Here is a 26201-nt window from a genome sequence, read left to right on the forward strand (position 1 = left end):
AAAGAACTCGAGATAAGTAATGATACTTAAATCGAGTTCTTTTCTATGGCGTTGTAAAATAATGCACAGTCCACACTTGTTCTTGAACGAGGCGTTCGTCTTCTATATGACCGTTAAGGACCTGCTGTAATAGATGAATCAAATGTTTTTGAAGATTCGCATCATGAGAGCCACTATGCAAAATCTCCTCTTCGCTCGCAACAATGTAAAAACCACCAAGCCGCAATGGCACATGCTTCCGAATCAAAGCAGCGGCAGTTTGAAACTTCGCTTGCTCCCCCATGTGAGGCACGTCAATCTCGAAACGTCCCCATTGATTAAAATCTCCAATTTCTGAAAAAGGTGGGTCACGATGATCCAATGGCAAGTCCTCCGATCCTAGCAATCTCTTTATATTCAGTATATCTTGTTTTTGACTTAAAACGTGCAAAAATAAATGGATAGGGTAACCTACATCTACGAAAATGAATCGGTTTCTTTCCTTTCTATATTCTGTAAAAGGATTCCTTCCAAATTAGGCAAAAAAAGAGTCAAAAATAACACGGTCATATCGACCGTGTTATTGCATGATGTGTTCTTTTGAGGTTGGGAGTTCACAGATAAATGTACTTCCTTCCCCGTATACCGATTCGACATGGAGTTGACCATCATGGGCTTTGGCAATTTCTTTACAAATTGCGAGACCGAGACCGGTACCTCCGATTTTACGACGATCCGAATTATCGACGCGGTAAAATTTCCCGAAGAGGTGAGGGAGCGAGGCACTCGGTATACCCATACCGTGGTCTCTCACTTTCATCACGACCTCTTCGTCTATACGTTCGAGCGATACAAGGATATTCCCGCCATCTGGCGAATATTTGATGGCGTTACTTAATAGGTTACCAAGTAATTGACGCATCCCTTCTAAGTCTGCATCGATAATAAAGTCTTGTTCGGTATCGGCATCGATGAATAGTTCATGCCGGTCCGTCGTTTCCTGATAAAACGCGACACTGTCTGTGATGAGCTTGTATAAATCGACCGGTTCCCACTCGAACGTTTGCTTTCCAGACTCCATTTTTTGAAGATCCAAGAAATCGTTGACGAGATACGAGAGTCGTTTCGCTTCATCGTGGATTGTCTTCAAATACAGTTCACGACGACTTTCCTTCAAATCTCGTGACAGCATCAGTTCAGTGAATCCGTAAATCGAGGACAATGGTGTCCGTAATTCATGTGAGACGGTCGAGACGAGTTCGGATTTCATCCGATCGATTTCTGTTTCGGCCGTGACGTCACGTAAGACGAGCATCGTTCCACGGAGTCGACGGTCCCGATAGACACTTTCGGCATAAAGTTGAATAAAGCAATCGCCTTGGTCGATTGAAATCGTGAGCCCGTCTTCCGGCGGGTCTTGCGTGAAGACACGTTCGAAGTATCGGATGAACTGTTCGTTCTGATCGACCCGTTCCGCCAGCTGTTCGATATCGATGTCAATGGCAGAGAGTTCTTCGTATCCCTTATAGTCAAAGTGTAAATCATCAAACATACGGATGAAGGCGCGATTGCCGACGATAGTGTCATCTTCATAGTTCACATATAAAATGGCCTCACGTACAGAATTGATTAGTTGCGCCGTCTCTTTCCGATCCTGTTGCATCTGGCGATAAAGCTGCATGCGGAGAAGTGAGATGGCAAGTTGACCGGCGAACGCGTTCAATTCCGATTTTTCACTGGCATCGTATTGTTCATCGTAACGAGCCAAATAGAGACATCCAATGAGACTATTATCTGATGGGTCCATAATCGGGATGACCGTCTCATAGATATAATATGGATACGTGTGTAACGCATCGACGACCCGCTTAGAAGTGGCGGCCGGTAACTTTGAAATCATGACTCGTTTAAGCAAAAGGGAATCTTTCTTTAGACTTTCTTGTTGATCTTCGGTCATCTCTTTCGGTACAACAGACGTGATTTCTCCGTCTTTAGTGAGTAAGAGGGCGCCGAACTCAGATTTTGTAAGCAACACAATCTTTTCAATAACAGAAGAGTAATCAAATAAGGATTCTTTCGAGGCCAATACTTCAATCAACTCGTTACGATATTGAAGATTAATTTCATTTAATTTCGATTCATTTAATACGTTCTCGAGCTTTTCTTTCTTCGCTTTCAGTCTGCTGTTCTGGTCGGCCATCCGTTTGATGAGCGGGCGTCCGATTAATAAGATGGCACTGATGAACATGACGAGCCCAATCATCCAAATCCATCGGAGAGCAGTGAGTTCGAGAGTAGAGACATTCCCATCACGCACGAACCAGGCTCCAATCAAGGTTAAAACCAGACTGAATCCACAGACACTATATAAAATACTGAGTATTTGACGACTGTTCAATTGTTCAATCCACTTGCTGATCATTCGTTCTACTTCCTTCCTTGAACATAAAAAACGATAGGTCATCTTTTCCTTGCCCTGAATTTTATGAGACCGGGAAAGGAAAATGAAGCAATTTGCTTATTCAACGTGCATTAAAATAGATTCACATAATGCGATTTACCCAAAATACATGAAATGTACACGTGTCAACCTGCTTTGCGTTGACATTATTTAATGAAGTGATTACCTTGATATTAAGATAAAACAACGAGGAGTGTAAGTCTATGTTATCAATTGAACCGTCTGCCTTGACTGAACGAGACACATATAAGTTTTTGATTGGCAGCATTGTGCCAAGACCGATTGCGTTTGTCACAACACAAAATGGGGAGGTGATTAACGCCGCCCCGTTTAGCTATTTTAATGTAGTCGCATCCAACCCTCCGCTCGTCTCCGTCTCGGTTCAACGAAAAGATGGCGTGATGAAAGACACGGCGCGTAACGCACTCCGTACGAATGAACTAGTGATTCATGTCGTAGATGAAACGAACGTCATCAACGTGAACGAGACGGCCGCCAACCTTGCGGCAGATGAGAGTGAGCTGTCTCGTACAGACTTTACGCTTCAACCGAGTGATGTGATTTCGACTCCAGGGGTCAAAGAAGCAAAAATCCGTTTTGAATGTGTGCTCCATCATCACTTGCCGATCGAACATGACGGAAAAACGACTGCCGATTTATTGATTGCGCGAATTGTCCGTTTCCATATTGACCGAGAGTTATACAGTCAAGGACGCATCGATGCTAAACGGCTTGCGCCTGTCAGTCGGATGGCCGGCAATAGTTATGCGACCCTTGGGGAACTATTTGACGTGAATCGTCCAGAGTAATCGATAAACGTGCCCGTTTTTTCTAAAGAACGGACACGTTTTTTGGGTAAAGAAATAGGAAGCGCATTTGGGTGCGGTATTTCTTTCTTTCCGACACTCGCTTGTGTCACAATAAAGTCAGAACATTCTAACTTTCAGTCATCCTAGATCAGAGAAAAAGGGGAGTCCGTCATGTACCGTCCAACTGTCCAATCGATTATTACTGCTATTGAAACCGTGATTGTCGGAAAAGAAGAAGTCATCGCAAAAAGTCTCACTGCCTTGCTGGCAGGTGGACATGTGCTGCTTGAAGACGTACCAGGGGTCGGAAAGACGATGCTCGTCCGTACGTTCAGCCGAGCGATTGACTTAGATTTTAAGCGCATCCAATTCACACCGGACATGTTACCATCCGACTTGACCGGGATTTCGATGTACAACCAAAAAACGAGGGAATTTGAATATCGACCAGGTCCGCTCATGGGTAACATCATTTTAGCGGATGAAATTAACCGGACCTCACCGAAAACGCAATCGGCTCTTCTTGAGGCGATGGCTGAGCGAAGTGTAACAGTGGACGGGGAATTGAAAGTGTTACCGTCACCTTTCTTCGTCATGGCGACACAAAACCCGATTGAGCATGAAGGGACGTATCCGTTGCCGGAAGCACAGTTGGATCGCTTCTTACTTAAAATCGAGATGGGCTATCCGACATTCAATGAAGAAATTGCATTATTGTCGCGGTTTGAAAAAGAAGAGCCGCTCGAGGCGCTTCAGAGCGTGATTACGAAGCAAGAAGTTGAACTCATGCAACGTGAAGTGAGAGACGTGCATGTGTCGAGTGCGGTCAAACAGTACATTGTGCGATTGGTGCATGAGTCTCGAAAAGATCCGCATACGTATTTAGGAGGAAGTCCGCGAGCCACACTGGCGTTGATGAAAGCGGCACAGTCGTGGGCGTATATCCATAATCGCGATTTCGTCTTGCCGGATGACGTGAAGGCGATGGCGACGAGTGTGCTCGGACATCGCGTACTCTTGACAGCAGAAGCACGGTATAAAGGAAAATCACCGAATCAGTTGATTCAAGATTGGCTGGATACGTTGCCTGTCCCGATGGATCGTGAGGTCAATGAAGTATGAAAAACTGGATGAAGCTGTTCGTTGTATGGGCGGCGGCATTCGGATTGTATGCATTTGCCCGCATCGAAGGCAGTATCGTCGCTTCGACCTTATGGTGGTCGTTCGCTGTGTTGACCGTCTACTGGACACTCTTTATGATTTATCCGGTCACAGCGGCAAATGTGGTGCGCCGTGTGACAACGAAGCGACTTGTTTCTGGACAAACAATGGATGTCGAGTTACGAATTGAACGGAAGTACCCTTTCTTGATTGGGATGGTCACGTTAGAGGAGCGATTGCCACAACGTTTGACGGATGAAGACAAGACGATTGTCGTGCCTGTAGACCGTTTTTTCCGACAAGCAGAAGTCGTCCATTATGAGGTCGAGGCGATCAAGCGTGGGATTCATGTCTTTGACCGCACCGTTCTACATGTACGTGACGTATTTGGTCTGTTCGACCGGAAGCGGACGTTACGACTCGAGACGGTCGTCGAGGTGTCACCCGCTGAGTTGCCGTTTGATTTACCTCGAGACGAACATGTCGGGGGTCGTGGGGAGCAATATCGTCAAATGCGGACATATACCGAAGTGGCCAATACGACCAGCGGGGTTCGGGAGTATGCGGCAGGAGACCGAATCGGACGGATTGATTGGAAGGCATCCGCACGCCGAGGGAACTTGATGACCAAGACGTTTGACCAAGAACAAGAGAAGAAGCTTTCACTCGTGTTCGTACCAGCCGTCTCTGCGGGGTATGAAGAGGCATTTGAACGTTCCCTATCCTTACTTGTTGGAGCGATTCGTCAGTTAGAACGAAAAAATCTGCCGTTTGAGCTCTACGTCATTGAAGAGCAGGTGCGACTGTTCCATCTTCCTGACCAGAGTGCAGAAGTCGGTCATTACTTGTTGACCGCAACGCCAGAAGCTGAGGGGCGTCTCGTCGAACGAGTGAAGCAGAAACTGCCTCAACAAACTGGAGATTTGATTTTGATCAGTCCTTTTGAAACGACGTCCATTCGAGAGTTGATGCATGAGACACAGGGTAGCTATCATCTCTACACGGCAGTTAATGAGGTGACAGTATGAAGACATGGGTAACCCGAATCGTCTATACGGCGCTTGCCGCCTATTTGTTGTCGTTCTGGATTGAGCCGATTGTTGGAAGTACGACGTTCGATGTGACGTGGCCGTTTTACTTCCTGCTCATCGTGCCGATGTTTGCCAGTCTTCTGCCTTGGGCAGCTTTTCTTGGGATCTCGCTTCTTAATTTCCTCATCGTCTTGTATGCCTATCACGGCAGTATTTTGGACTGGTTTGGTCTATGGATGGAAGATTTGATGGGTGTCGTGAGCGGTGAACTGCCGAATGAAGCGATTTTCTTCTCTGCCATGGCACTGATCGGCTTACTGTTTGCTGTGCTCGTCGGACGAACGTATCCAAGTTATAGTTTTGCCCTTGGGATGATTGTGTCGACTCTCGGCATCATGGCCTATTTTGATACGTGGACGTTGTATGACGGGGAAGGCAATATCCTGTATGCCATCGTCACATCGCTCCTCTTACTATTTGTCACCGATTTGGCAAAACGACCGAGTCAATCGCTCGTCCGATTCGTCAGTATCGGACTACTCCTCAGTGTCGTCGTGGCTCTCGCAAGTGCTTCACCCACGCTTGAAGGCGATTGGTCTGACCGTATCACTACGAGTTTTCGGAATGCGACGACGGAAGGTGATGGGAGTGGCCCGGGTCGAGTTGGGTATGGAGTGAACGACGAATCGCTAGGTGGTCCGTTCGAACAGGATGACGGCATCGTCTTCATCGCTCGCGGCGTGCCGGCACGCTATTGGCGTATCGAATCCAAGGCGATTTATACGGGGAAAGGTTGGGTCGAATCACCAGTCCTGGACTCTAACTACAATCGTGGTCAGTTAGTGGACTCGGAAGTGGATACGACACCGGAACAGGCATTGTTACGTTTTGAGCGCCGACAACCGTTTGTTCCTTACGGTGGAGAATATCCGCAAGCTATCGAAACAGAGTCCGGTACCGAATTTCGAGTCGGTGATATCGAACGGGCTTTCCCGAACGAGACGATTACGACGCAACCGTCCGGAAAGATTGTATTTGAAAATGAGGAACAATCGACTCCGCGGACGATCCAACTTCGTTATAGTGTCCCGGCTTTCTCTGAAGAACAACTGGCATTAAATGAAGAGATCACATCGCTCACGGAAGAAGAGCAACAGGTCTATTTACAGCTACCGGAATCGTTGCCAGAGCGTGTACGAGATTTAGCCGCTGACATCACGGCGGAGAGTGAGACACCGAACGAGAAGGCGGAAGCGGTAGAAGCTTATTTCCGAAATGGAGAATTTCAATACGACACCGAAAATGTGGCACAACCGGAAGGGGACACGGATTATGTTGACCAGTTCCTGTTCGACACACAAATCGGGTATTGCGATAACTTCTCGACGTCAGCTGCCGTATTGCTGCGCGCGAACGGCATACCGACGCGTTGGGTAAAAGGATTTACGATGGGTGACACACGAGGGGTCATTCAAGGTGAGGAAGAACATACGATTCGAAATCGTCACGCCCACTCGTGGGTCGAGTATTTCATTGAAGGCGCGGGCTGGGTTCCGTTAGAAGCGACAATCAGTTTCTCGGACGCCAACTTATTGCAGATGGAACGAGAAACGGATACGGAAGATACGACGCCGGCTGCGAATGATCCCCAAGCAAATCAGGACAACGATACGCAAAACCGTCCGCAAGAAGATTTGTTGATCGATGACGTGACGACAGGTGATGTTCAAGAGGAGGCACGTAACATGCCGGTGTGGGGATGGATTGTCATTCTCTTCCTCGTGGCGGTCCTCGTTTGGAACCGGAAAATCATCGAGCGTCAAATCATGTATGTCTGGTGGATGAGTCGTCCGCTCACGGATGGGCGCCTCGTCTCGATGCACCGCTATTTGATGAAACGACTGCGTGCGAACGGATTCAAAATTGATGGATGTACGCCTTCGGAACTCGCCAAAGAGGTCGACGCCTACTATGAAACGAATGATATGACCCGTCTGACGGCTTTGTTTGAGCAAGCTGTTTATGCGGAACAAGAGCCGAATTCAAAATATAAAGAATATTGGAAAATCATGATTCATCGAATTATGAGTTGAAGTGACGGGATGCATCAAGTAAGATAGACGCATTAGTTAGATAATTGAACATGGCATTCCTTCGTATATACTCGTGAATTGGCGCGAGAGTCTCTACCGGACCACCGTAAATGGACCGACTATGAAGGAGCACGTTTCGTATACAAAGAAAAGGGCGTGCTTCTTCTTCGGTTTGGATAATCTGGGGAGAGGCGCGTCCTTTTTTTGAGGAGAAGGCAGAAAGGTGGAGATTTCGTGAAAGTAGAACAAGAAATGATTTTGGTGCTTGATTTTGGTGGTCAGTATAATCAGTTGATCACACGTCGTGTCCGTGACCTTGGTGTATACAGTGAGTTGCATTCGCATAAGATGACGGCAGACGAGATTCGCGAATTGAACCCAGTCGGCATCATCTTCTCAGGTGGACCGAATAGCGTATACGCGGAAGGCGCATATCGTTGTGATCCAGAGATCTTTGAACTAGGTATTCCAATCTTCGGAATCTGCTACGGGATGCAACTTATGACACATCACTTCGGTGGTCGTGTGGAACGCGCCGCTCATCGTGAATATGGAAAAGCGACATTGTTCTCGACGCCGGAAGCATCAGCGATTTATAACGGTCTTCCAGTCGAACATACAGTATGGATGAGCCACGGTGACCTCGTCATGGAAGCACCGGAAGGATTTATCGTCGATGGAACGAACCCGTCTTGCCCGGTCGCTTCAATTAAAAACGATGAGTTGAAAATGTACGGTGTCCAATACCATCCAGAGGTTCGTCACTCGGAGTACGGAAACGACATCTTAAAAAACTTCATCTATGAAGTATGTGGTGCGAAAGGCGAATGGTCGATGGAAAACTTTATCGACCTCGAAGTGGAGAAAATCCGTGAAATCGTTGGCGATAAGCAAGTTCTTTGTGCGCTTTCGGGCGGTGTCGACTCTTCTGTCGTGGCCGCACTCGTTCATCGCGCAATCGGTGACCAGTTGACGTGTATGTTTGTAGACCATGGTCTCCTTCGTAAAGGGGAAGCGGATAGCGTCATGAAGACGTTCGCAGACGGATTCAACATGAAAGTCATCAAAATCGATGCACAAGAACGTTTCTTGACGAAGTTGGCTGGTGTCTCGGACCCTGAGCAAAAACGTAAGATTATCGGAAACGAGTTTATCTACGTATTTGATGAAGAAGCATCGAAACTCGTCGATATGGACTTCCTCGCACAAGGGACACTCTATACAGACATCATCGAGAGCGGCACAGATACAGCGCAAACGATCAAATCACACCATAATGTCGGTGGGTTGCCGGAAGATATGAATTTCACGTTGATCGAACCGCTCAACACGCTCTTTAAAGACGAAGTCCGTGCACTCGGTACCGAACTCGGTCTTCCAGACTATATCGTGTGGCGCCAGCCGTTCCCGGGTCCAGGCCTCGGAATCCGTGTCCTCGGTGAAATCACGGAAGAGAAGTTAGAAATCGTGCGTGAATCCGATGCGATTCTACGTGAAGAAGTGAAGAAAGCTGGACTTGAACGCGACATCTGGCAATACTTCACGGTGCTCACGCCGATTCGCTCGGTCGGAGTCATGGGTGACGAGCGTACGTACGACTATGCTGTCGGTGTCCGTGCGGTCACTTCAATTGATGGCATGACGTCTGATTGGGCACGTATTCCATGGGATGTGCTTGAGAAGATCTCTGTCCGGATTGTAAACGAAGTCAGCCACGTTAACCGTGTGCTGTATGACATCACGTCTAAGCCACCTGCAACAATCGAATGGGAATAAGCGGAACAGAGGGGGATTCCCCTCTGTTTTGTCTTAAAACCGAACATTAACGTTTTTTATCGATGTAAAATCCGTGAATTTAGTTGACATTCTATTTTTACGCTGATACGATAAGAACGTTCTTATTATAACCGAACAATTATAAAATATTTTGCCGTATAATATCGGGGATATGGCCCGAGAGTCTCTACGAAATCACCTTAAATGATTTCACTACGGCGAGACATAGATGAGGGTGTATGCCCTCGTATGTTTCGCGTGGGGTCCTCGGTCATTTGCCGGGGGCCTTTTCTCGTTTTACGGCGAGCACAAGGAGGAAAACAAATGAGCACACAGCTCAAGCAAGAACAGCAACAACCATCAACGACGAGTCGGATCGATCGTTACTTCCAACTCACAGCACTCGGTACGAGTGTCCGCACGGAACTGATCGCAGGATTTACAACTTTCCTCGCGATGGCGTACATTCTTTTCGTTAACCCGAACATTCTTGGGGCAGCGGGTATGGATACTGGAGCGGTCTTCGTGGCGACAGGTCTTGTCGCGGTAGTCGGTTCATTGACGATGGGACTTCTCGCGAACTACCCAATTGCGATTGCGCCAGGCATGGGCCTTAACGCGTTCTTCGCATATAGCGTCGTCATCGGGATGGGTATTTCTTGGCAAACGGCTTTGTCAGGTGTACTTGTATCAGGTCTCTTCTTTATCGTATTGACGTTATCAGGAATTCGCGAAACGATTGTTAATGCGATTCCGGCTCCGCTCAAAATGGCGGTTGCTGCAGGGATTGGTTTCTTCATCGCTTTCATCGGTTTGAAAAACGCAGGCATCGTTGTCGCGAATGAAGCAACACTTGTTAGTCTTGGTTCACTTGGTACGGGCACGACGCTTCTCGCGGTGTTCGGTCTTGTGGTCAGCGCCTTGCTTATGGCGCGCGACATCAAAGGTGGTATTTTCATCGGGATGTTGTTGACGGCGATTGTCGGGATGATTTTCGGTCTTGTGCCGACACCGACAGCAATCTCAGACGTTGTGTCGATGCCGCCGAGTATGTCATCTACATTCGGTCAAGCCTTCATCAACTTCGGTGATGTGTTCACGCTTCAAATGCTCGTTGTCATCTTGACGTTCTTCTTCATCGACTTCTTTGATACAGCTGGGACGCTCGTCGCGGTAGCGCGTCAAGCTGGGATCATGAAAGAGAACAAAGTACCACGTGCGAGTAAGGCGTTGTTAGCTGACTCGACAGCGACGGTGGCAGGTGCAATCTTCGGAACATCTACAGCGACTTCATACGTTGAATCGTCAGCAGGTGTCGCTGCTGGTGGACGAACAGGATTGACTGCTGTTTTTGCAGGATTGTTCTTCGGTTTGGCATTGTTCTTCTCGCCTCTCTTGGCAGTTGTTACGGCGCCGGTAACAGCTCCTGCGCTGATTATTGTTGGTGTGCTCATGGCTTCGGCTCTTCTTGATATCGATTGGAAAAAGATCGAGATTGCAGTTCCTGCATTCTTGACGATTATCATGATGCCACTTACATCATCAATCGCAACGGGAATTGGGCTTGGGTTTATCCTTTACCCACTCATGATGATTGCAAAAGGGAAGACGAAAGAGATTCATCCGATCATGTACGGGATGTTGGTCATCTTCTTGGCATACTTCATGTTCTTGCCACACGCATAAGTTCATTTGAAAAGCCGGCTCTGTTATTACGAGTCGGCTTTTTTGTATGCAGTATTTTCAGGAAGGAATGGATCGTACATCGTGATCGCGTGATTTTCTGTGATGAACTCATTTCGAAGATGTGTGCCATTCATTGAAGTGACTTCTCTAAATATCTGGTTATGTCGTATCGTTCCACCCCACCATTCCCGGGTGAAATGATGGTTTTCTTCATATATACGATACTGTTCTTTATTAGGGATGTTCGAGCGCCATTCCCCGACGAGATGATCTCCCTCTATATATAGAAGGAGTTGATACGTTTGTGCCGTCTGGTTTGTGATTTGTAAGTCGAGATAATTATAAGAACATGTCGCGCCACTTCCGAAAGGTTGGTCCCGTCGGTAATCTGGGAACACATCATAGCTGTGACGATAACGTTCGGTCACGGTCAATGGGCTATGTAAGGTGATCCAATAGATTAGATTGGACAGTTGGCAAAGTCCGCCACCGATTCCTGAAGTGACTTTTCCGTAATGGAGAATCATTCCGTCGACGTATCCTTTACGTTTCGTTGGCTTGCCGATCATCTTCCAATAGGAGAAGACATCGTTTGGATTCAGGATAGAGCCGTTCAGTTTGGTAATTGCAATTTTTAGGTTGGTTACCTTGTTATGCTGGACTTCCATGTCGACATCTCGGAGTTGGCGATACAAAGGAGTTCGGTGTGTATGGATCAGATATGACATCGGGTCAGTGTTTCGTTTTGAAACATACTTTCGTTTGTCCGTCATCCATTCTATTCGTCGCTTAAGCGTATAAATTTGTGTACCAGACCAGATTCTGAACGGTGAACGTTTCTTAGGCCGCTGTAAATCGGATTGCATCATTGGTTGACTCCTTATAGGTTTATAGTCGTTTTTAGATATAAGTGTATTCTTTAAAGTGATTTATTCTTCCTTCTTCCATTAAGGAGTTGGGATTCGAACTTTGGATGATGTAGAAAAAGATTTAAAAGTTTTTTTAGAATAATGCTTGCAAGATCAAAAAGCAGGTGATATAGTTATCTCTGTTGCCAGCGACAAACGTTGAACAAACGAAAAAGTTGTTGACATCAAAATGAATTAAATGTTATTATCATTTAGTCGCCAAGAGCGGCAGACGAACTTTGAAAACTGAACGATGAGGCAAAATAAGTTTTACAATTTTTGAATGAAGCGCAAGCTTCGTCAATTTAAGAGCTATATCAAATTCTTTGGAGAGTTTGATCCTGGCTCAGGACGAACGCTGGCGGCGTGCCTAATACATGCAAGTCGAGCGCAGGAAGCCGTCTGAACCCTTCGGGGGGACGACGGTGGAATGAGCGGCGGACGGGTGAGTAACACGTAAAGAACCTGCCCATAGGTCTGGGATAACNAGACCCCTCAGAGACGATGAGGTAGATAGGTCATGGGTGGAAGCGTGGCGACACGTGGAGCTGAATGATACTAATCGGTCGAGGCTTTGATCTAGTCTATGGTTTGTGTTGATGAATCCTCAGTTTTGAGAGAACAATCTCAAAAAACATGTTGACATTATGTTAAAATAATGTTAATATCATATTTGTCTGGTGACGATAGCGAGACGGCCACACCCGTTCCCATACCGAACACGGAAGTTAAGCGTCTCAGCGCCGAAAGTAGTTGGGGGATCTCCCCCTGTGAGGATAGGACGTTGCCAGGCTACATATTGGAGGATTAGCTCAGCTGGGAGAGCACCTGCCTTACAAGCAGGGGGTCGGCGGTTCGATCCCGTCATCCTCCACCATTTACACCTGCCGGTGTAGCTCAGTTGGTAGAGCATCTGACTTGTAATCAGAGGGTCGAGGGTTCGAATCCTTTCGCCGGCACCATTTGATCTTTTTAAAAAGTCTACCGCTAGAAATTATACCTTGCCGGGGTGGCGGAATTGGTAGACGCACAGGACTTAAAATCCTGCGAGGGTTTCCTCGTGCCGGTTCAAGTCCGGCCCTCGGTACCATTAATATTTTCCCATGATGATTATTCGTCTCGCACCCTTAGCTCAGCTGGATAGAGCGTTAGACTACGAATCTAAAGGCCGGGAGTTCGAATCTCTCAGGGTGCACCATTTTTAGACGGGAAGTAGCTCAGCTTGGTAGAGCACTTGGTTTGGGACCAAGGGGTCGCAGGTTCGAATCCTGTCTTCCCGACCATCATCACTTATATTGGGGCCTTAGCTCAGCTGGGAGAGCGCCTGCCTTGCACGCAGGAGGTCAGCGGTTCGATCCCGCTAGGCTCCACCAATTTTATTTTTTTACAGACGAACTTTGAAAACTGAACGATGAGGCAAAAAAAGTTTTACATTTTTTGAATGAAGCGCAAGCTTCGTCAATTTAAGAGCTATATCAAATTCTTTGGAGAGTTTGATCCTGGCTCAGGACGAACGCTGGCGGCGTGCCTAATACATGCAAGTCGAGCGCAGGAAGCCGTCTGAACCCTTCGGGGGGACGACGGTGGAATGAGCGGCGGACGGGTGAGTAACACGTAAAGAACCTGCCCATAGGTCTGGGATAACCACGAGAAATCGGGGCNGATGAGGTAGATAGGTCATGGGTGGAAGCGTGGCGACACGTGGAGCTGAATGATACTAATCGGTCGAGGCTTTGATCTAGTCTATGGTTTGTGTTGATGAATCCTCAGTTTTCAGGGAACAAGCCCTAAAGTCTGGTGGCGATAGCGAGACGGCCACACCCGTTCCCATGCCGAACACGGAAGTTAAGCGTCTCAGCGCCGAAAGTAGTTGGGGGATCTCCCCCTGTGAGGATAGGACGTTGCCAGGCAAACGGTGGTTCTGGAGCATTCGCTCAAGGGCCGCCGTTTTTTCATATCATCGATTCAGCTTAGTGGAAGAGAGGACGTAAGAAGCAATGGCTAAGAAGATCAAAGTATATGTCGAACCAAATGAAACGGTCAGTGAATGTTTAGATCGAATCAATGAAATGGGTTATCGTCCTATACGCCGTATTGAAAAGCCCGTCTTTGAGCAAACGGGAGCCAAAGATGAACCTGTCCATTCCCATCAATCGATTTTATTTGAATGCGTCTCTAAAGAATCCTAATGCCAAGCCGTCACACAATCTGCGTGACGGCTTTTTTATGTCTCAAAATGAATGTTCGCGTTCAAAGCATCGATCTCCAAGCGCATCCAATAAAGTTTGAGCTCGTTTTTCTATCTTTTTAGGAAGATTCTCTTTACTAAAGTATTCAAGAGCCAAACTTTCACCATCTTCCATGACGAGCGCTCCATGTACTCCTTTCGCCTGGTATAAATGAATGACACCGTATGTCTCGTCTCCGTTTGGATATTTGAAGTAACCATCTGAACCGGAAAAGACTTGGATTAATTCAAATTGCTCAGCGAGAAGTCCAGTTTCTTCTTTTAATTCTCTTGCAGCGACTTCTTCCAGCGTTTCCCCGAGCTCCATCGATCCTCCTGGTAATCCCCAGTCAAGTGTATCCGATCGGAATTGCATCAGTACCTCTTGCTTTTGATTGATGACCAAAATGGTCGCTCCCACACTGATAATGGGACGATTCCCAATCACTTCCCGTAAACTTGCGATGTAACTCATCTAACTCCCCCTTTTCAATAGCATACATTACCGAAGATGATTATGCTGATAACGTCTAAAAAGCGAACGATAAATATTCAGACAATTAAAATGTTCGCAGTTTATTGACATGTTTTCAAAGAACAAGGTACGATAGGCGTGTGAGATAAGAAAAATAAATAGTGCTCCATATAATCGCAAGGAAATGGCTTGCAAGTTTCTACCTGATCACCGATTCTGATCAGACTATGGGGTGTAGCGGACGTGTATTTGTCATGCCTATACCCTAAACTGATTGTCGGTTTAGGGATTTCTTTTTGTAAGGGGGACATTGGGAATGAACGTAGCAGTTGGAGTAATCATGGGAAGTTCATCTGATTGGGAGACGATGAAACATACATGTGACGTGTTGGATGAATTACAGATTCCATATGAAAAACAAGTCGTATCAGCTCACCGTACACCAGACCTTATGTTCGAATATGCTGAAGAGGCACGAAGCAGAGGCATCCAAGTGATCGTTGCGGGTGCTGGTGGGGCAGCCCACCTTCCTGGAATGGTCGCTGCGAAAACAACACTTCCTGTCATCGGTGTCCCGGTACAGTCGAAAGCACTCAATGGAATGGATTCGCTACTCTCAATTGTTCAGATGCCTGCAGGAGTTCCAGTAGCAACTGTTGCCATCGGAAAAGCGGGAGCAACGAATGCAGGGTTATTGGCTGCTCAAATCCTCAGCATCCACTCCACAGACATTACAAATCGACTTGATGCATTTCGTGAGAAGAAACAAGAGATGGCGATTCGAGGAACGGAGGAGTTGGTCTGATGAGAATCGGAATTTTAGGTGGAGGACAACTTGGCCGGATGATGTCTCTTAGTGCGAGCGCAATGGGATACACGACGCTTTGTCTCGATCCAAACCCAGATGCACCGACTGCTCAAGTGGCAGATTCAATTGTTGCCTCATTTGATGATGTGAATGCCGCAAAAGAACTCGCTGCTCGTTCAGACGTTGTGACTTATGAATTTGAGAACATCGATACGGAAATGATTGCAGCCATCGAAGAAAAATGCCCACAAGGTATGGACGTATTGAAGGCGACGCAACATCGAATTTTAGAGAAACAGATGATTGAATCAGCAGGACTACGTGTCGCACCGTATGTTTCGGTACGTACGGTGCGAGATGTACAGCAGGCATATGAGAAGCTCGGCTCACCATTTGTCATCAAAACGTGTCGCTTCGGTTATGACGGGAAAGGGCAGACGGTCATTCGGTCGGAACATGATCTTCAGACATTCGTTGAACATTTTGTCGAGCAGGAATATGTCGCCGAAGCTTGGTTGCCATTTGAAAAAGAAATCTCAGTCATTGTGACGAGAGGGTATGACGAAACGTCGACATTCCCAATCAGTGAAAACATTCATCACAACAACATCCTACATTTATCGATTGTACCGGCTCGCGTATCAAATGAGATTCAAGAGGATGCAAGACACCTCGCTCTCCAGCTTGCAGACCATATCGGCTTAATGGGAACGCTCGCTGTCGAGCTGTTCGTCATGGCGGATGGCCGTCTATATGTGAATGAGCTTGCGCCGCGTCCGCACAACTCCGGGCACTACACGATTGACGCTTGTGAAACCTCACAATTTGAACAACACATTCGAGCCGTGACCGGGATGCGCCTCGGACGGACGAGATTGACATCGCCTGTCGTCATGGTCAACCTTCTCGGCGAGCATATGCCACGACTTCATGTCAAAGCATTGCCATCGAATGTTAAACTACATCTGTATGGAAAAGATGAAGCGAAGACAGGTCGCAAAATGGGACATTTGAACGTCCTTGGTGACACGGTCGAAGAAGCGCTTCATACCATCGAACAACTGGCAATTTGGAAGGAGACCGTTTTATGATTTCACGCTACACCCGCCCAGAGATGGCAAACATTTGGACTGATCAAAACAAATTCGAGGCTTGGTTAAAAGTTGAACTTTATGCCTGTGAGGCTTGGAGTGAACTCGGTATCATCCCGAAAGAAGATGTACAAGTTCTTTGGGACAAGGCATCGTTCGATGTTGATCGCATTCTAGAGATTGAACAAGAGACACGTCATGATGTGATTGCGTTCACTCGTGCCGTTTCCGAGACACTCGGAGAAGAGAAAAAGTGGGTACATTACGGATTGACGTCGACGGATGTCGTCGACACGGCACTCTCGTACTTAATCAAACAGGCGAATGATCTTTTAGAAGCCGATTTAGATCGCTTCATCGGTATTCTCGCAGAAAAAGCGAAGGCACATAAGTATGACATCATGATGGGACGTACCCATGGCGTTCACGCGGAACCGACCACGTTCGGTCTGAAGCTCGCCCTCTGGTATGAAGAGATGAAACGAAACAAAAAACGCTTCATGGCAGCTCGCGAAACGATTGAATTCGGGAAGATGAGCGGAGCGGTTGGGACGTTTGCGAATATCGACCCGTTCATCGAGTCATACGTCTGTGACAAGCTCGGTATCCAAGCTGCACCGATTTCGACACAGACACTCCAACGTGACCGTCATGCCGAGTACATGTCAACACTCGCATTGATTGCCACATCGATTGAAAAGATGGCAACCGAGATTCGTGGACTTCAAAAAACAGAGACACGCGAAGTGGAAGAGTTCTTTGCGAAAGGACAAAAAGGGTCATCTGCGATGCCGCATAAACGTAACCCAATCGGTTCTGAAAATATGACGGGTCTTGCACGCGTCATTCGCGGTCATATGATGACAGCATACGAGAATGTCCCACTCTGGCATGAACGTGACATCTCGCACTCATCAGCAGAGCGAATCATCATTCCGGATGCGACGATTCTCCTCAACTACATGTTGAACCGTTTCGGTAACATCGTGAAGAACTTAACGGTCTTCCCGGACAACATGCGCCGCAATATGGACCGTACGTTCGGGATCATCTTCTCGCAACGGATCTTACTCGGTCTCATCGAGAAGGGCTGGTCACGTGAAGCAGCATACGACGCGGTTCAACCGAAAGCGATGCAGGCATGGGAAGAAGAGACGATGTTCCGTACATTGATTGAAGAGGACAAAGAGATGGGCGCACTCTTTACGAGTGAAGAGCTCGATGAGTTGTTCGACCCGCGTTATCACGTACGCCGTGTCGATACGATTTTTGAACGCTGTGGTTTGTAATCGTTGAGGGGCGACAAGCCCCTCTCACTTTTAAGGGGGAACGGTTCAGATGAAAGCAATTTATGAGGGCAAGGCGAAGGCGTTATTTGAGACAGAAGAAGCGGGTGTGCTTCGTGTGTACTATAAAGACGATGCGACAGCATTCAATGGAGAAAAGAAAGAGTCGATTGATGGGAAGGGGATTTTAAACAATGCCATCACGACTCAGTTGTTCGAATTGATGCATGACAACAAGATTCCGACGCACTTTATCAAACGAATCTCAGACCGGGAACAGTTGGTCCGCCGTGTCGACATCATTCCGTTAGAGGTGGTCGTCCGCAACGTCGCGGCCGGTAGTCTGGCGAAACGTCTCGGTTGGGAAGAAGGAAAACCGCTCCTCGCACCGATTGTCGAGTTTTATTATAAGGACGATGCGCTTGGGGACCCACTCCTCACTGAGGATCATATCCGATTATTGCAAGTTGCTACACACAAAGAAGTCGAAACATTGCGACAACTCGGGCTTTGGGTAAACGATGTCTTGCTCGATTTCTTTGGTCAACACGGCATCGACGTGATCGATTTTAAACTAGAGTTCGGAAAAGTGGATGGGACGATCATCTTGGCGGATGAAATCTCGCCGGATACGTGCCGCCTTTGGGACAAAGAAACGAAACAAAAGCTTGATAAAGATGTATTCCGTCGCGATTTAGGTTCTTTGACTGAGACGTATGGACAATTGTTAACACGCATAGGGGGAAACGGACAATGAAAAAAGTAAACGTGTATGTGACATTACGTGAAAGTGTACTCGACCCACAAGGAGTTGCCGTAAAAGGCGGGCTCGAACATCTCGGATTCGCTGGAGTTGAATCGGTGCGCATCGGGAAAGTGATCGAGCTTCAAGTAGCGGACGACACGACAGAAAACATGGTCAAAGAGATGTGTGAGAAGTTACTCGTCAATACGGTCATTGAGAATTATGAAATCGAGATGGGGGTACTCGCATGAAGTTTGCGGTCATCGTCTTTCCAGGATCAAACTGTGACCTCGACATGTACCACGCGGTAAAAGATGTGCTCGGGGAAGAAGCGGAATACGTGTTTCATACAGAGACCTCACTTGAAGGATTCGATGGGGTCCTCTTACCAGGCGGTTTCTCATACGGAGACTACTTGCGCTGCGGGTCAATCGCCCAGTTTTCACCAATCATGGCTGAAGTGAAGCGTTTCGCGGAAGAAGGACGGCCGGTACTCGGGGTATGTAACGGATTCCAAGTGCTCGTCGAAGCGGGACTCCTTCCAGGCGTATTGATGCGAAACCGCGATTTGAAATTCATGTGTAAGACCGTCGACCTTGTCGTCGAAAACAACGAGACGATGTTCACAAGTGAGTACGCGGCACAGGAAACGATTCGCGTGCCAATCGCACACGGTGAGGGCAACTACTACTGTGACGATGCGACACTTGCGGCATTGAAGGTAAATGGCCAGATTGCGTTCACCTATAAAGAGAACCCGAACGGATCGGTCGAAAACATCGCCGGCATCACGAACGAGGCAGGGAACGTACTCGGCATGATGCCACACCCGGAGCGTGCGGTCGAAGCGTTGCTCGGTGGGGAAGACGGTAAACGGTTATTCACGTCAATCGTAAAATGGGGGGCACGACATGTTACTTACAACTGAACCGACAGCTACACAAATCCGTGATGAACGGATCTATGCCACGATGGGATTATCGGACGACGAATACGCGCTCGTCGTCTCACTGCTTGGCCGGGAACCGAATTATACAGAGATCGGTCTCTTCTCGGTCATGTGGTCTGAACACTGTTCGTACAAAAACTCGAAACCGGTGCTCCGGAAGTTTCCGACAACCGGCAAGCACGTCTTACAAGGACCGGGAGAAGGGGCTGGAATCGTCGACATCGGAGACGGGCAAGCCGTCGCCTTTAAAATCGAGAGTCATAACCATCCATCCGCGATCGAGCCTTATCAAGGAGCGGCGACTGGGGTGGGCGGAATCATCCGTGACATCTTCTCGATGGGCGCCCGTCCGATTGCTTTATTGAACTCACTCCGTTTCGGAGATTTGAACGAATCACGTGTGAAACATTTATTCGGTCATGTCGTATCCGGCATCGCTGGATACGGGAACTGTGTCGGCATCCCGACTGTCGGTGGGGAAGTCGCCTTTGACCCGGCTTACTCAGGAAATCCACTCGTCAACGCAATGTGCGTCGGCTTTATCCGTCATGAAGACATTCAAAAAGGAATCGCGGAAGGTGTCGGGAACTCGGTCATGTACGTCGGAGCAACGACAGGACGTGACGGAATCCATGGTGCCACGTTCGCTTCTGAAGAACTCGGGGAAGACGCGGACGAGAAACGTCCAGCCGTCCAAGTCGGAGACCCGTTCATGGAGAAGCTCTTGATCGAAGCGTGTCTCGAAGTCATCAAGCACCCGGCGCTCGTCGGGATTCAAGACATGGGCGCAGCCGGATTGACGTCATCGTCAGCAGAGATGGCATCGAAAGCAGGGATGGGAATCGAGATGAATCTAGACCTCGTCCCACAACGTGAGACAGGCATGACACCTTACGAGATGATGCTATCGGAATCGCAAGAGCGGATGCTCCTCGTCGTCAAAGCTGGACATGAAGACGAAATCGAAGCAATCGTCACGAAGTGGGGACTTCATGCAGTCAAAGTCGGAGAAGTCATTGAAGAAAAAGTGCTTCGTCTCGTTCATCAAGGTGAAGTCGCGGCGGAAGTACCGGTCGATGCACTCGCCGAAGACGCTCCTGTCTATCATAAACCGTCTAAAGTCCCGGCATATTACGAAGCATTCCAAGCGATGGAGCCGGTCACACCAGTTGTCGAAGATGTGATCGCGACATGGAAAGACGTCCTTGCGATGCCGAGCATCGCCTCGAAACGTTGGGTGTATGAGCAATATGACCATATGGTACAAACGTCGACAGTCGTCGCACCGGGTAGTGATGCCGCAGTCATTCGCATTCGTGAGACGGAGAAGTCGCTCGCGATGACGACGGACTGCAACGCAAAATATGTCTATCTCGATCCACGTGTCGGTGGAGCCATCGCTGTCGCGGAGGCGGCGCGAAACATCGTCGCAAGTGGTGCAGAACCACTCGCTTTGACGGACTGCCTCAATTTCGGGAGCCCGGATAAACCGGAAGGGTTCTGGCAACTCGATCAAGCCGTCGAAGGAATGGCAGAAGCGTGTCGTACGCTTGATACGCCGGTCATCGGTGGGAACGTATCGCTGTATAACGAATCGAACGGACAAGCCATCTACCCGACACCGGTCGTTGGAATGGTCGGACTCATCGAAAAACCAGAACATATTACGACATCGTTTGCGAAACAAGCGGGAGACGTCGTCTTCTTACTCGGTGAGACAAAAGCAGAATTTGGCGGAAGTGCCCTTCAAATGTTGCAAGACGGAAAAGTGAGCGGTCATGCACCGACACTCGACCTTGAAGAAGAACGTCAGACACAGAAGGTATTGCTTCACGCCATCCGTGAAGGTCTGGTCACGGCGGCACACGACGTGTCAGAAGGTGGTCTTGCGGCAGCGTTACCGGAACTGGTCTTTGGAACAGGGTTCGGCATGGACGTGACGATCGACACAGACCTTGTGACGGCACTATTTAGTGAATCCCAGTCACGTTTCCTCGTGACAGTAGACAAGGCACATGCCGAGTCATTCGCGCGCATGACGAACGGGACAGCAATCGGGACAGTGACAGAAGCCCCGACCCTTGTCGTTCGCGCAAGCGACCGCTTGATTGAAATGGACGTGAAAGAGTTGGAACGTGTATGGGAAGGAGCTATTCCATGTTATATGACATCCGAGGCATGAACGAGGAGTGCGGCGTCTTCGGTGTGTTCGGTCACATCGAAGCCTCACACCTTGCCTATTACGGACTGCACAGCTTGCAACACCGTGGCCAAGAAGGAACGGGGATCGTCACGGCAGACGGAGAACGTCTCCATGCGAAACGAGGACTCGGTCTCGTTACCGAGGTGTTCGATGAGACGTCACTCGACACACTCACGGGGAATCATGCGATTGGGCATGTCCGCTACTCAACGGCAGGCGGCAATACGTTAGAGAACGTTCAACCGCTCCATTTCAAGTCGTTGACTGGGGATTTGGCGATGGCGCATAACGGAAACCTCGTGAATGCGAACGAATTGAAACATATGCTCGAAGCGGAAGGCGCGATCTTCCAGACGACGTCCGACACGGAAGTCGTGGCTCACCTCATCAAGCGAAGTCGCGGCAATTCGTTGAAAGAACGAATCGCCGACAGCTTGGCTCGTCTCGTAGGGGCATTCGCTTTCCTATTCTTGACGGAAGATGCACTGTACGTCGGTGTCGACGTGCATGGGTTACGTCCATTGTCACTTGGACAAACCGAAGACGGGGCTTACGTGTTCGCTTCGGAAACGTGTGCGTTTGACGTCGTGGGGGCGACGTACGTACGAGATGTTGAACCAGGAGAATTGCTCATGGTCACGAATGAAGGGATCACGTCGGAGCGATTCAGTGAAGCGGCAGTCCGTGCCATGTGTTCAATGGAATACATCTACTTCTCACGACCGGACTCTATCATCGATGGTATCAACGTGCATACGGCACGTAAGGCCATGGGGAAAAAGATGTTTGAAGAAGCACCGGTCGAAGCAGATGTCGTGACAGGTGTGCCGGATTCAAGTATTTCCGCGGCAATCGGTTACGCTGAGGCGAGCGGAATCCCATACGAAATGGGACTCATTAAAAATCGTTATGTCGGACGTACGTTCATTCAACCGTCCCAGGAATTACGGGAGCGCGGCGTGAAGATGAAGTTATCAGCGTTACGCGGTGTCGTAAACGGGAAACGCGTCATCATGGTCGATGATTCCATCGTCCGAGGAACGACGAGTCGTCGAATCGTTTCGTTACTCCGAGAGGCAGGCGCGACGGAAGTGCATGTGCGCATCACGTCACCACCGATCAAACATCCGTGTTACTACGGAATCGATACATCGACCAAGGAAGAGTTAATTGCGGCAACCAAATCCGTTGAAGAAATCAGAGAAGAGATTGGTGCCGATTCACTAGCGTTCCTCACATTAGATGGAACGGTCGAAGCCATCGATCGTCCATTTGAAGGAGCACTACGCGGGCAGTGTGCTGCATGCTTCACGGGACTTTATCCGACTGAACTTGCAGAACTCGTGACAGAGACAAAGGCTTAAGGGGGAAATGCAATGAGCGTTCGTTATGAACAAGCGGGTGTGAATTTAGAAGCAGGGTACGAGGCCGTATCCCGTATGAAACGTCATGTTGCTCGGACAATGCGTCCGGAAGTGATGACAGGACTCGGTAGTTTCGGAGCGATGATTGATCTCGGTTCGATGAACATGAAACACCCGATTCTCGTGAGCGGGACCGACGGGGTCGGGACGAAACTGAAATTGGCGTTCGCGCTCGACCAGCATGACACGATTGGAATCGACTGCGTCGCCATGTGCGTCAACGATTGTCTCGTGCATGGGGCAGAACCGCTCTATTTCCTCGACTATATTGCGACCGGAAAAGCAGAACCGGCTAAACTTGAGCGAATCGTCGCCGGTGTTGCGGAAGGATGTGTCCAAGCCGGCTGCGCCCTCGTCGGTGGCGAAACCGCTGAAATGCCGGGGATGTATCCGGATGGCGAATATGATATTGCTGGATTTGCGGTCGGTGTCGTGGAGAAAGAAAACTTGCTCGACGGTTCGACGATTCAGGATGGAGACGTTGTGCTCGGACTTGCATCTTCAGGCGTCCACTCGAATGGATTCTCGCTTGTACGTCATATTGTTGAATCACAAGGTCTTCATTATACGGATGAGATTGCGATGCTCGATACGACACTCGGGAACGCCTTGCTGTTGCCGACACGGATTTATGCCGAAGCGGCGAAAGCGGCGATTTCGACAGGGAAGGTTCAAGGGATGGCACACATCACAGGTGGTGGCTTCTATGAGAATGTCCCTCGCATGTTGCCAGAAGGTCTCGGCATCACGTTCGATGCCTCGAGTTGGCCGAGTCTTCCTGTATTCGACTGGCTCGAACAAGTCGGGAACATCTCGAAGCAAGAAATGTTCAACGTCTTCAATATGGGGATTGGTTATATGATCACGGTACGTCCTGAAGACGTGGAACTCGTCGAAGCGGCGCTTGAACGTGTCGGGGAGACCGCGCACCGAATCGGGAAAGTCGAGAGTCGTCCAGGCATCCGGATCTCAGGAGTGGACCAATGAAACGATTTGCTATCTTTGCGTCAGGATCGGGAAGTAACGCCGAAGCGATTTGGCAAGCAATCACCGATGGTCATTTGTCTGCTGAATGTGTGTTGCTCGTGACGGACAAACCAGAAGCTGCTGTTCTCGATCGAGCGGAGCGTCACGGGATTCCGAGTTTTTCGTTTACACCGAAGGCGTACGCGTCAAAAGAAGAGTTCGAGGAAGAAATTCTCGTCCTTCTCCGTACGCTTCGTGTAGACTATATCGTGTTGGCGGGGTATATGCGCTTGATCGGAAATGTGTTACTATCCGCATATCCGAACCGTATTCTAAACATTCATCCATCGCTTTTACCCGCTTTTCCAGGTAAAGACGCGATCGGACAGGCGCTTGACGCCAACGTACCGACGAGTGGTGTAACCGTTCATTATGTGGATGCGGGGATGGACACGGGTCCGATCATCGCACAGGCGTCCGTCGAGATTGAAGGGTGTGATCGCACCGAGGCGACACGTCGTATTCAGACGATCGAGCACCAACTGTATCCGCGCGTATTACAACAAGTGTTGAATCAACAGGAGGTTTTCAAGTGAGAGCATTATTAAGTGTTTCTGATAAAATGGGGATTGTCGAACTCGCAACCGTCTTGCATGAGGCGGGCATCGAGCTCATCTCAACAGGTGGGACCGAGGCGGCGCTTCAACAGGCAGGATTACCAGTCAAAAATATTTCGGAAGTGACATCGTTCCCCGAAATGTTAGACGGCCGTGTCAAAACGTTGCACCCACTCGTTCACGGGGGATTGCTCGGACGTCGCGACCTTGATACGCATGTCGCACAAATGAAAGATCATCACATCGAACCAATCGATTATGTGGTCGTCAATCTGTATCCGTTCAAAGAGACGATTGCAAAAGAAAATACGACATACGAAGAAGCGATTGAAAACATTGATATCGGTGGACCGAGCATGTTGCGTTCAGCTGCGAAAAACCATGCGAGTGTCACCGTCGTCGTGGACCCGAGTGATTACACACTCGTCGCCGATGAAGTACGTGGAGGCGGTACATCGTTTGAAACACGTCAACGTCTCGCGACGAAAGCGTTCCGACATACGGCTGCCTATGATGCGTTAATTGCCGACTACTTAGGTCGTCAAATCGGCGAAACGTTCCCAGAGCAGGTGACTGTCACGTATGAAAAGGTTCAAGACCTTCGTTATGGAGAGAACCCACACCAACAAGCGGCGTTTTATAAGACACCGTTATATGACGGGATGACACTTGCGAATGCGACACAGCTTCACGGGAAAGAGCTCTCGTATAACAATATTCAAGATACGAATGCAGCACTTGAAGCACTCAGTGAATTGACTGAGCCGGCGGCAGTCGTTGTCAAGCATATGAACCCATGCGGCGTTGCAGTCGGACGGACGATTTCTCAAGCGTTCGAACGTGCCCATGCGGCCGACCCGGTCTCTATCTTTGGTGGAATCGTCGCCTTAAACCGTGAAGTCGATCTCGAAACGGCGGATGCCCTTCGCAACATCTTTTTAGAGATCATCATTGCTCCATCCTTTAGTGAGGCAGCACTTGACCGATTGAAAGAGAAAAAGAATCTTCGTTTGTTGACGTTAGATATGGGACAGATGACAGGCATGCGCCTCACGGCTGTCGCGGGAGGATTGCTCGTACAAGACGGGGATGACATGACACTCGATGATGCCTCATGCCAAATCGTGACGGATCGTCGTCCGACAGCATCAGAATGGGAAGACTTGAAACTTGCATGGCGTGTCGTCAAGCATGTCAAATCGAACGCTATCGTCGTCACAAAAGACGAAACGACGATTGGAATCGGTGCCGGACAGATGAACCGCGTCGGTGCAGCAAAAATCGCTTTCGAACAAGCTGGAGAACGCGCGACAGGCGCGGCTCTCGGAAGTGATGCCTTCTTCCCGATGGCAGATACGGTCGAAGCGGCAGCGGCAGCGGGAATCACGGCCATCATCCAACCGGGTGGGTCGATTCGCGATGCCGAATCGATTGAAGCGGCAAATCGCCATGGTATCACGATGGTATTCACATCAGTCAGACATTTCAAACACTGAGAGGGGTTTG

General features: G+C 48.8%; 22 protein-coding genes, 6 tRNA genes, 2 rRNA genes and 3 riboswitches. Of the genes, 26 read left to right on the forward strand and 4 right to left on the reverse strand.

The features are described 5' to 3' along the window. Window positions 1–43 precede the first annotated feature (43 nt). Both GVY42_RS13130 and GVY42_RS13135 read right to left on the reverse strand, forming a co-directional pair. On the reverse strand, window positions 44–361 hold the full coding sequence (locus tag GVY42_RS13130) for a hypothetical protein (RefSeq protein ID WP_074034697.1): 318 nt from the start codon (window positions 359–361) through the stop codon (window positions 44–46). A 198-nt stretch (window positions 362–559) separates the two neighbouring features. Continuing rightward, window positions 560–2401 carry an ATP-binding protein gene (locus GVY42_RS13135; RefSeq protein ID WP_159563473.1) on the reverse strand — a complete coding sequence of 614 codons (1842 nt, stop codon included), beginning with the start codon at window positions 2399–2401 and terminating at the stop codon, window positions 560–562. Window positions 2402–2643: 242 nt separating this feature from the next. Between GVY42_RS13135 and GVY42_RS13140 the strand changes: the two genes are divergently transcribed. From GVY42_RS13140 to GVY42_RS13165, 6 genes are all read left to right on the forward strand, one after another. After that, the gene (locus tag GVY42_RS13140) at window positions 2644–3249 is read left to right on the forward strand and encodes a flavin reductase family protein (RefSeq protein ID WP_159563474.1); all 606 of its coding nucleotides are present in this window, start codon (window positions 2644–2646) and stop codon (window positions 3247–3249) included. A gap of 171 nt (window positions 3250–3420) precedes the next feature. After that, window positions 3421–4371 (forward strand): MoxR family ATPase, encoded by a 951-nt coding sequence (locus GVY42_RS13145; RefSeq protein ID WP_074034693.1) that lies wholly within the window; start codon window positions 3421–3423, stop codon window positions 4369–4371. Beyond that, window positions 4368–5438: a DUF58 domain-containing protein gene (locus tag GVY42_RS13150; protein ID WP_159563475.1), complete on the forward strand. Its 1071-nt coding sequence runs from the start codon at window positions 4368–4370 to the stop codon at window positions 5436–5438. Before GVY42_RS13145 ends, GVY42_RS13150 begins: the two co-directional genes overlap by 4 nt. Then, window positions 5435–7534, forward strand: a complete 2100-nt coding sequence (locus GVY42_RS13155; protein ID WP_159563476.1) for a transglutaminase domain-containing protein — start codon at window positions 5435–5437, stop codon at window positions 7532–7534. Before GVY42_RS13150 ends, GVY42_RS13155 begins: the two co-directional genes overlap by 4 nt. A 41-nt stretch (window positions 7535–7575) precedes the next feature. Beyond that, window positions 7576–7676: riboswitch (purine riboswitch) on the forward strand. A gap of 110 nt (window positions 7677–7786) precedes the next feature. After that, the gene (gene guaA / locus GVY42_RS13160) at window positions 7787–9310 is read left to right on the forward strand and encodes a glutamine-hydrolyzing GMP synthase (protein WP_159563679.1); all 1524 of its coding nucleotides are present in this window, start codon (window positions 7787–7789) and stop codon (window positions 9308–9310) included. 134 nt (window positions 9311–9444) lie between these two features. Beyond that, a riboswitch (purine riboswitch) is annotated at window positions 9445–9546 on the forward strand. Between the two features lie 88 nt (window positions 9547–9634). Further along, on the forward strand, window positions 9635–10996 hold the full coding sequence (locus GVY42_RS13165) for an NCS2 family permease (protein WP_015880700.1): 1362 nt from the start codon (window positions 9635–9637) through the stop codon (window positions 10994–10996). A 26-nt stretch (window positions 10997–11022) separates the two neighbouring features. Here the strand turns inward: GVY42_RS13165 and GVY42_RS13170 are convergent, their stop codons facing one another. Further along, window positions 11023–11865 carry a VanW family protein gene (locus GVY42_RS13170; protein ID WP_159563477.1) on the reverse strand — a complete coding sequence of 281 codons (843 nt, stop codon included), beginning with the start codon at window positions 11863–11865 and terminating at the stop codon, window positions 11023–11025. 715 nt (window positions 11866–12580) lie between these two features. On the opposite strand from GVY42_RS13170, the gene rrf (GVY42_RS13175) reads away from it, so the two are divergent. The 9 genes from rrf (GVY42_RS13175) to GVY42_RS13215 all read left to right on the forward strand — a co-directional run bounded on the left by rrf (GVY42_RS13175) (window position 12581) and on the right by GVY42_RS13215 (window position 14093). Beyond that, a 5S ribosomal RNA gene (gene rrf / locus GVY42_RS13175) occupies window positions 12581–12697 on the forward strand. Window positions 12698–12705: 8 nt separating this feature from the next. Continuing rightward, window positions 12706–12781, forward strand: a tRNA-Val gene (locus tag GVY42_RS13180). 9 nt (window positions 12782–12790) lie between these two features. Beyond that, window positions 12791–12866, forward strand: a tRNA-Thr gene (locus GVY42_RS13185). Between the two features lie 41 nt (window positions 12867–12907). Continuing rightward, window positions 12908–12994, forward strand: a tRNA-Leu gene (locus GVY42_RS13190). 31 nt (window positions 12995–13025) lie between these two features. After that, window positions 13026–13102: transfer RNA gene (locus GVY42_RS13195), tRNA-Arg, on the forward strand. 8 nt (window positions 13103–13110) lie between these two features. Further along, a tRNA-Pro gene (locus GVY42_RS13200) sits at window positions 13111–13187 on the forward strand. Between the two features lie 14 nt (window positions 13188–13201). Further along, window positions 13202–13277: transfer RNA gene (locus GVY42_RS13205), tRNA-Ala, on the forward strand. Between the two features lie 420 nt (window positions 13278–13697). Further along, window positions 13698–13814, forward strand: a 5S ribosomal RNA gene (gene rrf / locus GVY42_RS13210). Between the two features lie 87 nt (window positions 13815–13901). Continuing rightward, a complete protein-coding gene (locus tag GVY42_RS13215; protein ID WP_015880702.1) occupies window positions 13902–14093 on the forward strand; it encodes an NETI motif-containing protein in 192 nt (63 codons plus the stop codon). A gap of 42 nt (window positions 14094–14135) precedes the next feature. Here GVY42_RS13215 and GVY42_RS13220 read toward each other — a convergent pair whose 3' ends face one another. Continuing rightward, a complete protein-coding gene (locus GVY42_RS13220; RefSeq protein WP_159563478.1) occupies window positions 14136–14606 on the reverse strand; it encodes an NUDIX hydrolase in 471 nt (156 codons plus the stop codon). 146 nt (window positions 14607–14752) lie between these two features. Continuing rightward, window positions 14753–14854: riboswitch (purine riboswitch) on the forward strand. Window positions 14855–14922: 68 nt separating this feature from the next. On the opposite strand from GVY42_RS13220, the gene purE reads away from it, so the two are divergent. From purE to purH, 11 genes are read left to right on the forward strand one after another with little or no spacing between them, the layout of a single operon-like run. Next, the gene (gene purE / locus GVY42_RS13225) at window positions 14923–15411 is read left to right on the forward strand and encodes a 5-(carboxyamino)imidazole ribonucleotide mutase (protein WP_159563479.1); all 489 of its coding nucleotides are present in this window, start codon (window positions 14923–14925) and stop codon (window positions 15409–15411) included. Beyond that, window positions 15411–16505 (forward strand): 5-(carboxyamino)imidazole ribonucleotide synthase, encoded by a 1095-nt coding sequence (gene purK / locus GVY42_RS13230; protein WP_201302257.1) that lies wholly within the window; start codon window positions 15411–15413, stop codon window positions 16503–16505. Before purE ends, purK begins: the two co-directional genes overlap by 1 nt. Further along, window positions 16502–17794, forward strand: a complete 1293-nt coding sequence (gene purB / locus GVY42_RS13235; RefSeq protein ID WP_015880706.1) for an adenylosuccinate lyase — start codon at window positions 16502–16504, stop codon at window positions 17792–17794. The genes purK and purB overlap by 4 nt, the downstream gene beginning before the upstream one ends. Before the next feature lie 49 nt (window positions 17795–17843). After that, the gene (purC, locus tag GVY42_RS13240) at window positions 17844–18548 is read left to right on the forward strand and encodes a phosphoribosylaminoimidazolesuccinocarboxamide synthase (protein ID WP_159563480.1); all 705 of its coding nucleotides are present in this window, start codon (window positions 17844–17846) and stop codon (window positions 18546–18548) included. Then, window positions 18545–18787 (forward strand): phosphoribosylformylglycinamidine synthase subunit PurS, encoded by a 243-nt coding sequence (purS, locus tag GVY42_RS13245; RefSeq protein ID WP_159563481.1) that lies wholly within the window; start codon window positions 18545–18547, stop codon window positions 18785–18787. The genes purC and purS overlap by 4 nt, the downstream gene beginning before the upstream one ends. Next, window positions 18784–19464, forward strand: a complete 681-nt coding sequence (gene purQ / locus GVY42_RS13250) for a phosphoribosylformylglycinamidine synthase subunit PurQ (protein WP_159563482.1) — start codon at window positions 18784–18786, stop codon at window positions 19462–19464. Before purS ends, purQ begins: the two co-directional genes overlap by 4 nt. Then, a complete protein-coding gene (gene purL / locus GVY42_RS13255) occupies window positions 19448–21667 on the forward strand; it encodes a phosphoribosylformylglycinamidine synthase subunit PurL (RefSeq protein WP_159563483.1) in 2220 nt (739 codons plus the stop codon). The genes purQ and purL overlap by 17 nt, the downstream gene beginning before the upstream one ends. Beyond that, window positions 21643–23052, forward strand: coding sequence for an amidophosphoribosyltransferase (purF, locus tag GVY42_RS13260; RefSeq protein ID WP_159563484.1), 1410 nt, complete (start codon window positions 21643–21645; stop codon window positions 23050–23052). Before purL ends, purF begins: the two co-directional genes overlap by 25 nt. A gap of 12 nt (window positions 23053–23064) precedes the next feature. After that, window positions 23065–24099 (forward strand): phosphoribosylformylglycinamidine cyclo-ligase, encoded by a 1035-nt coding sequence (purM, locus tag GVY42_RS13265; RefSeq protein ID WP_074037834.1) that lies wholly within the window; start codon window positions 23065–23067, stop codon window positions 24097–24099. Beyond that, the gene (gene purN, locus GVY42_RS13270; RefSeq protein WP_074037833.1) at window positions 24096–24674 is read left to right on the forward strand and encodes a phosphoribosylglycinamide formyltransferase; all 579 of its coding nucleotides are present in this window, start codon (window positions 24096–24098) and stop codon (window positions 24672–24674) included. Before purM ends, purN begins: the two co-directional genes overlap by 4 nt. Further along, window positions 24671–26191, forward strand: coding sequence for a bifunctional phosphoribosylaminoimidazolecarboxamide formyltransferase/IMP cyclohydrolase (purH, locus tag GVY42_RS13275; RefSeq protein WP_159563485.1), 1521 nt, complete (start codon window positions 24671–24673; stop codon window positions 26189–26191). The genes purN and purH overlap by 4 nt, the downstream gene beginning before the upstream one ends. The last annotated feature ends 10 nt before the right edge of the window (window positions 26192–26201 follow it).

Origin of the sequence: Exiguobacterium sp. 8A (genome assembly GCF_902506275.1) — a bacterium.
GTDB lineage: Bacteria > Bacillota > Bacilli > Exiguobacteriales > Exiguobacteriaceae > Exiguobacterium > Exiguobacterium profundum.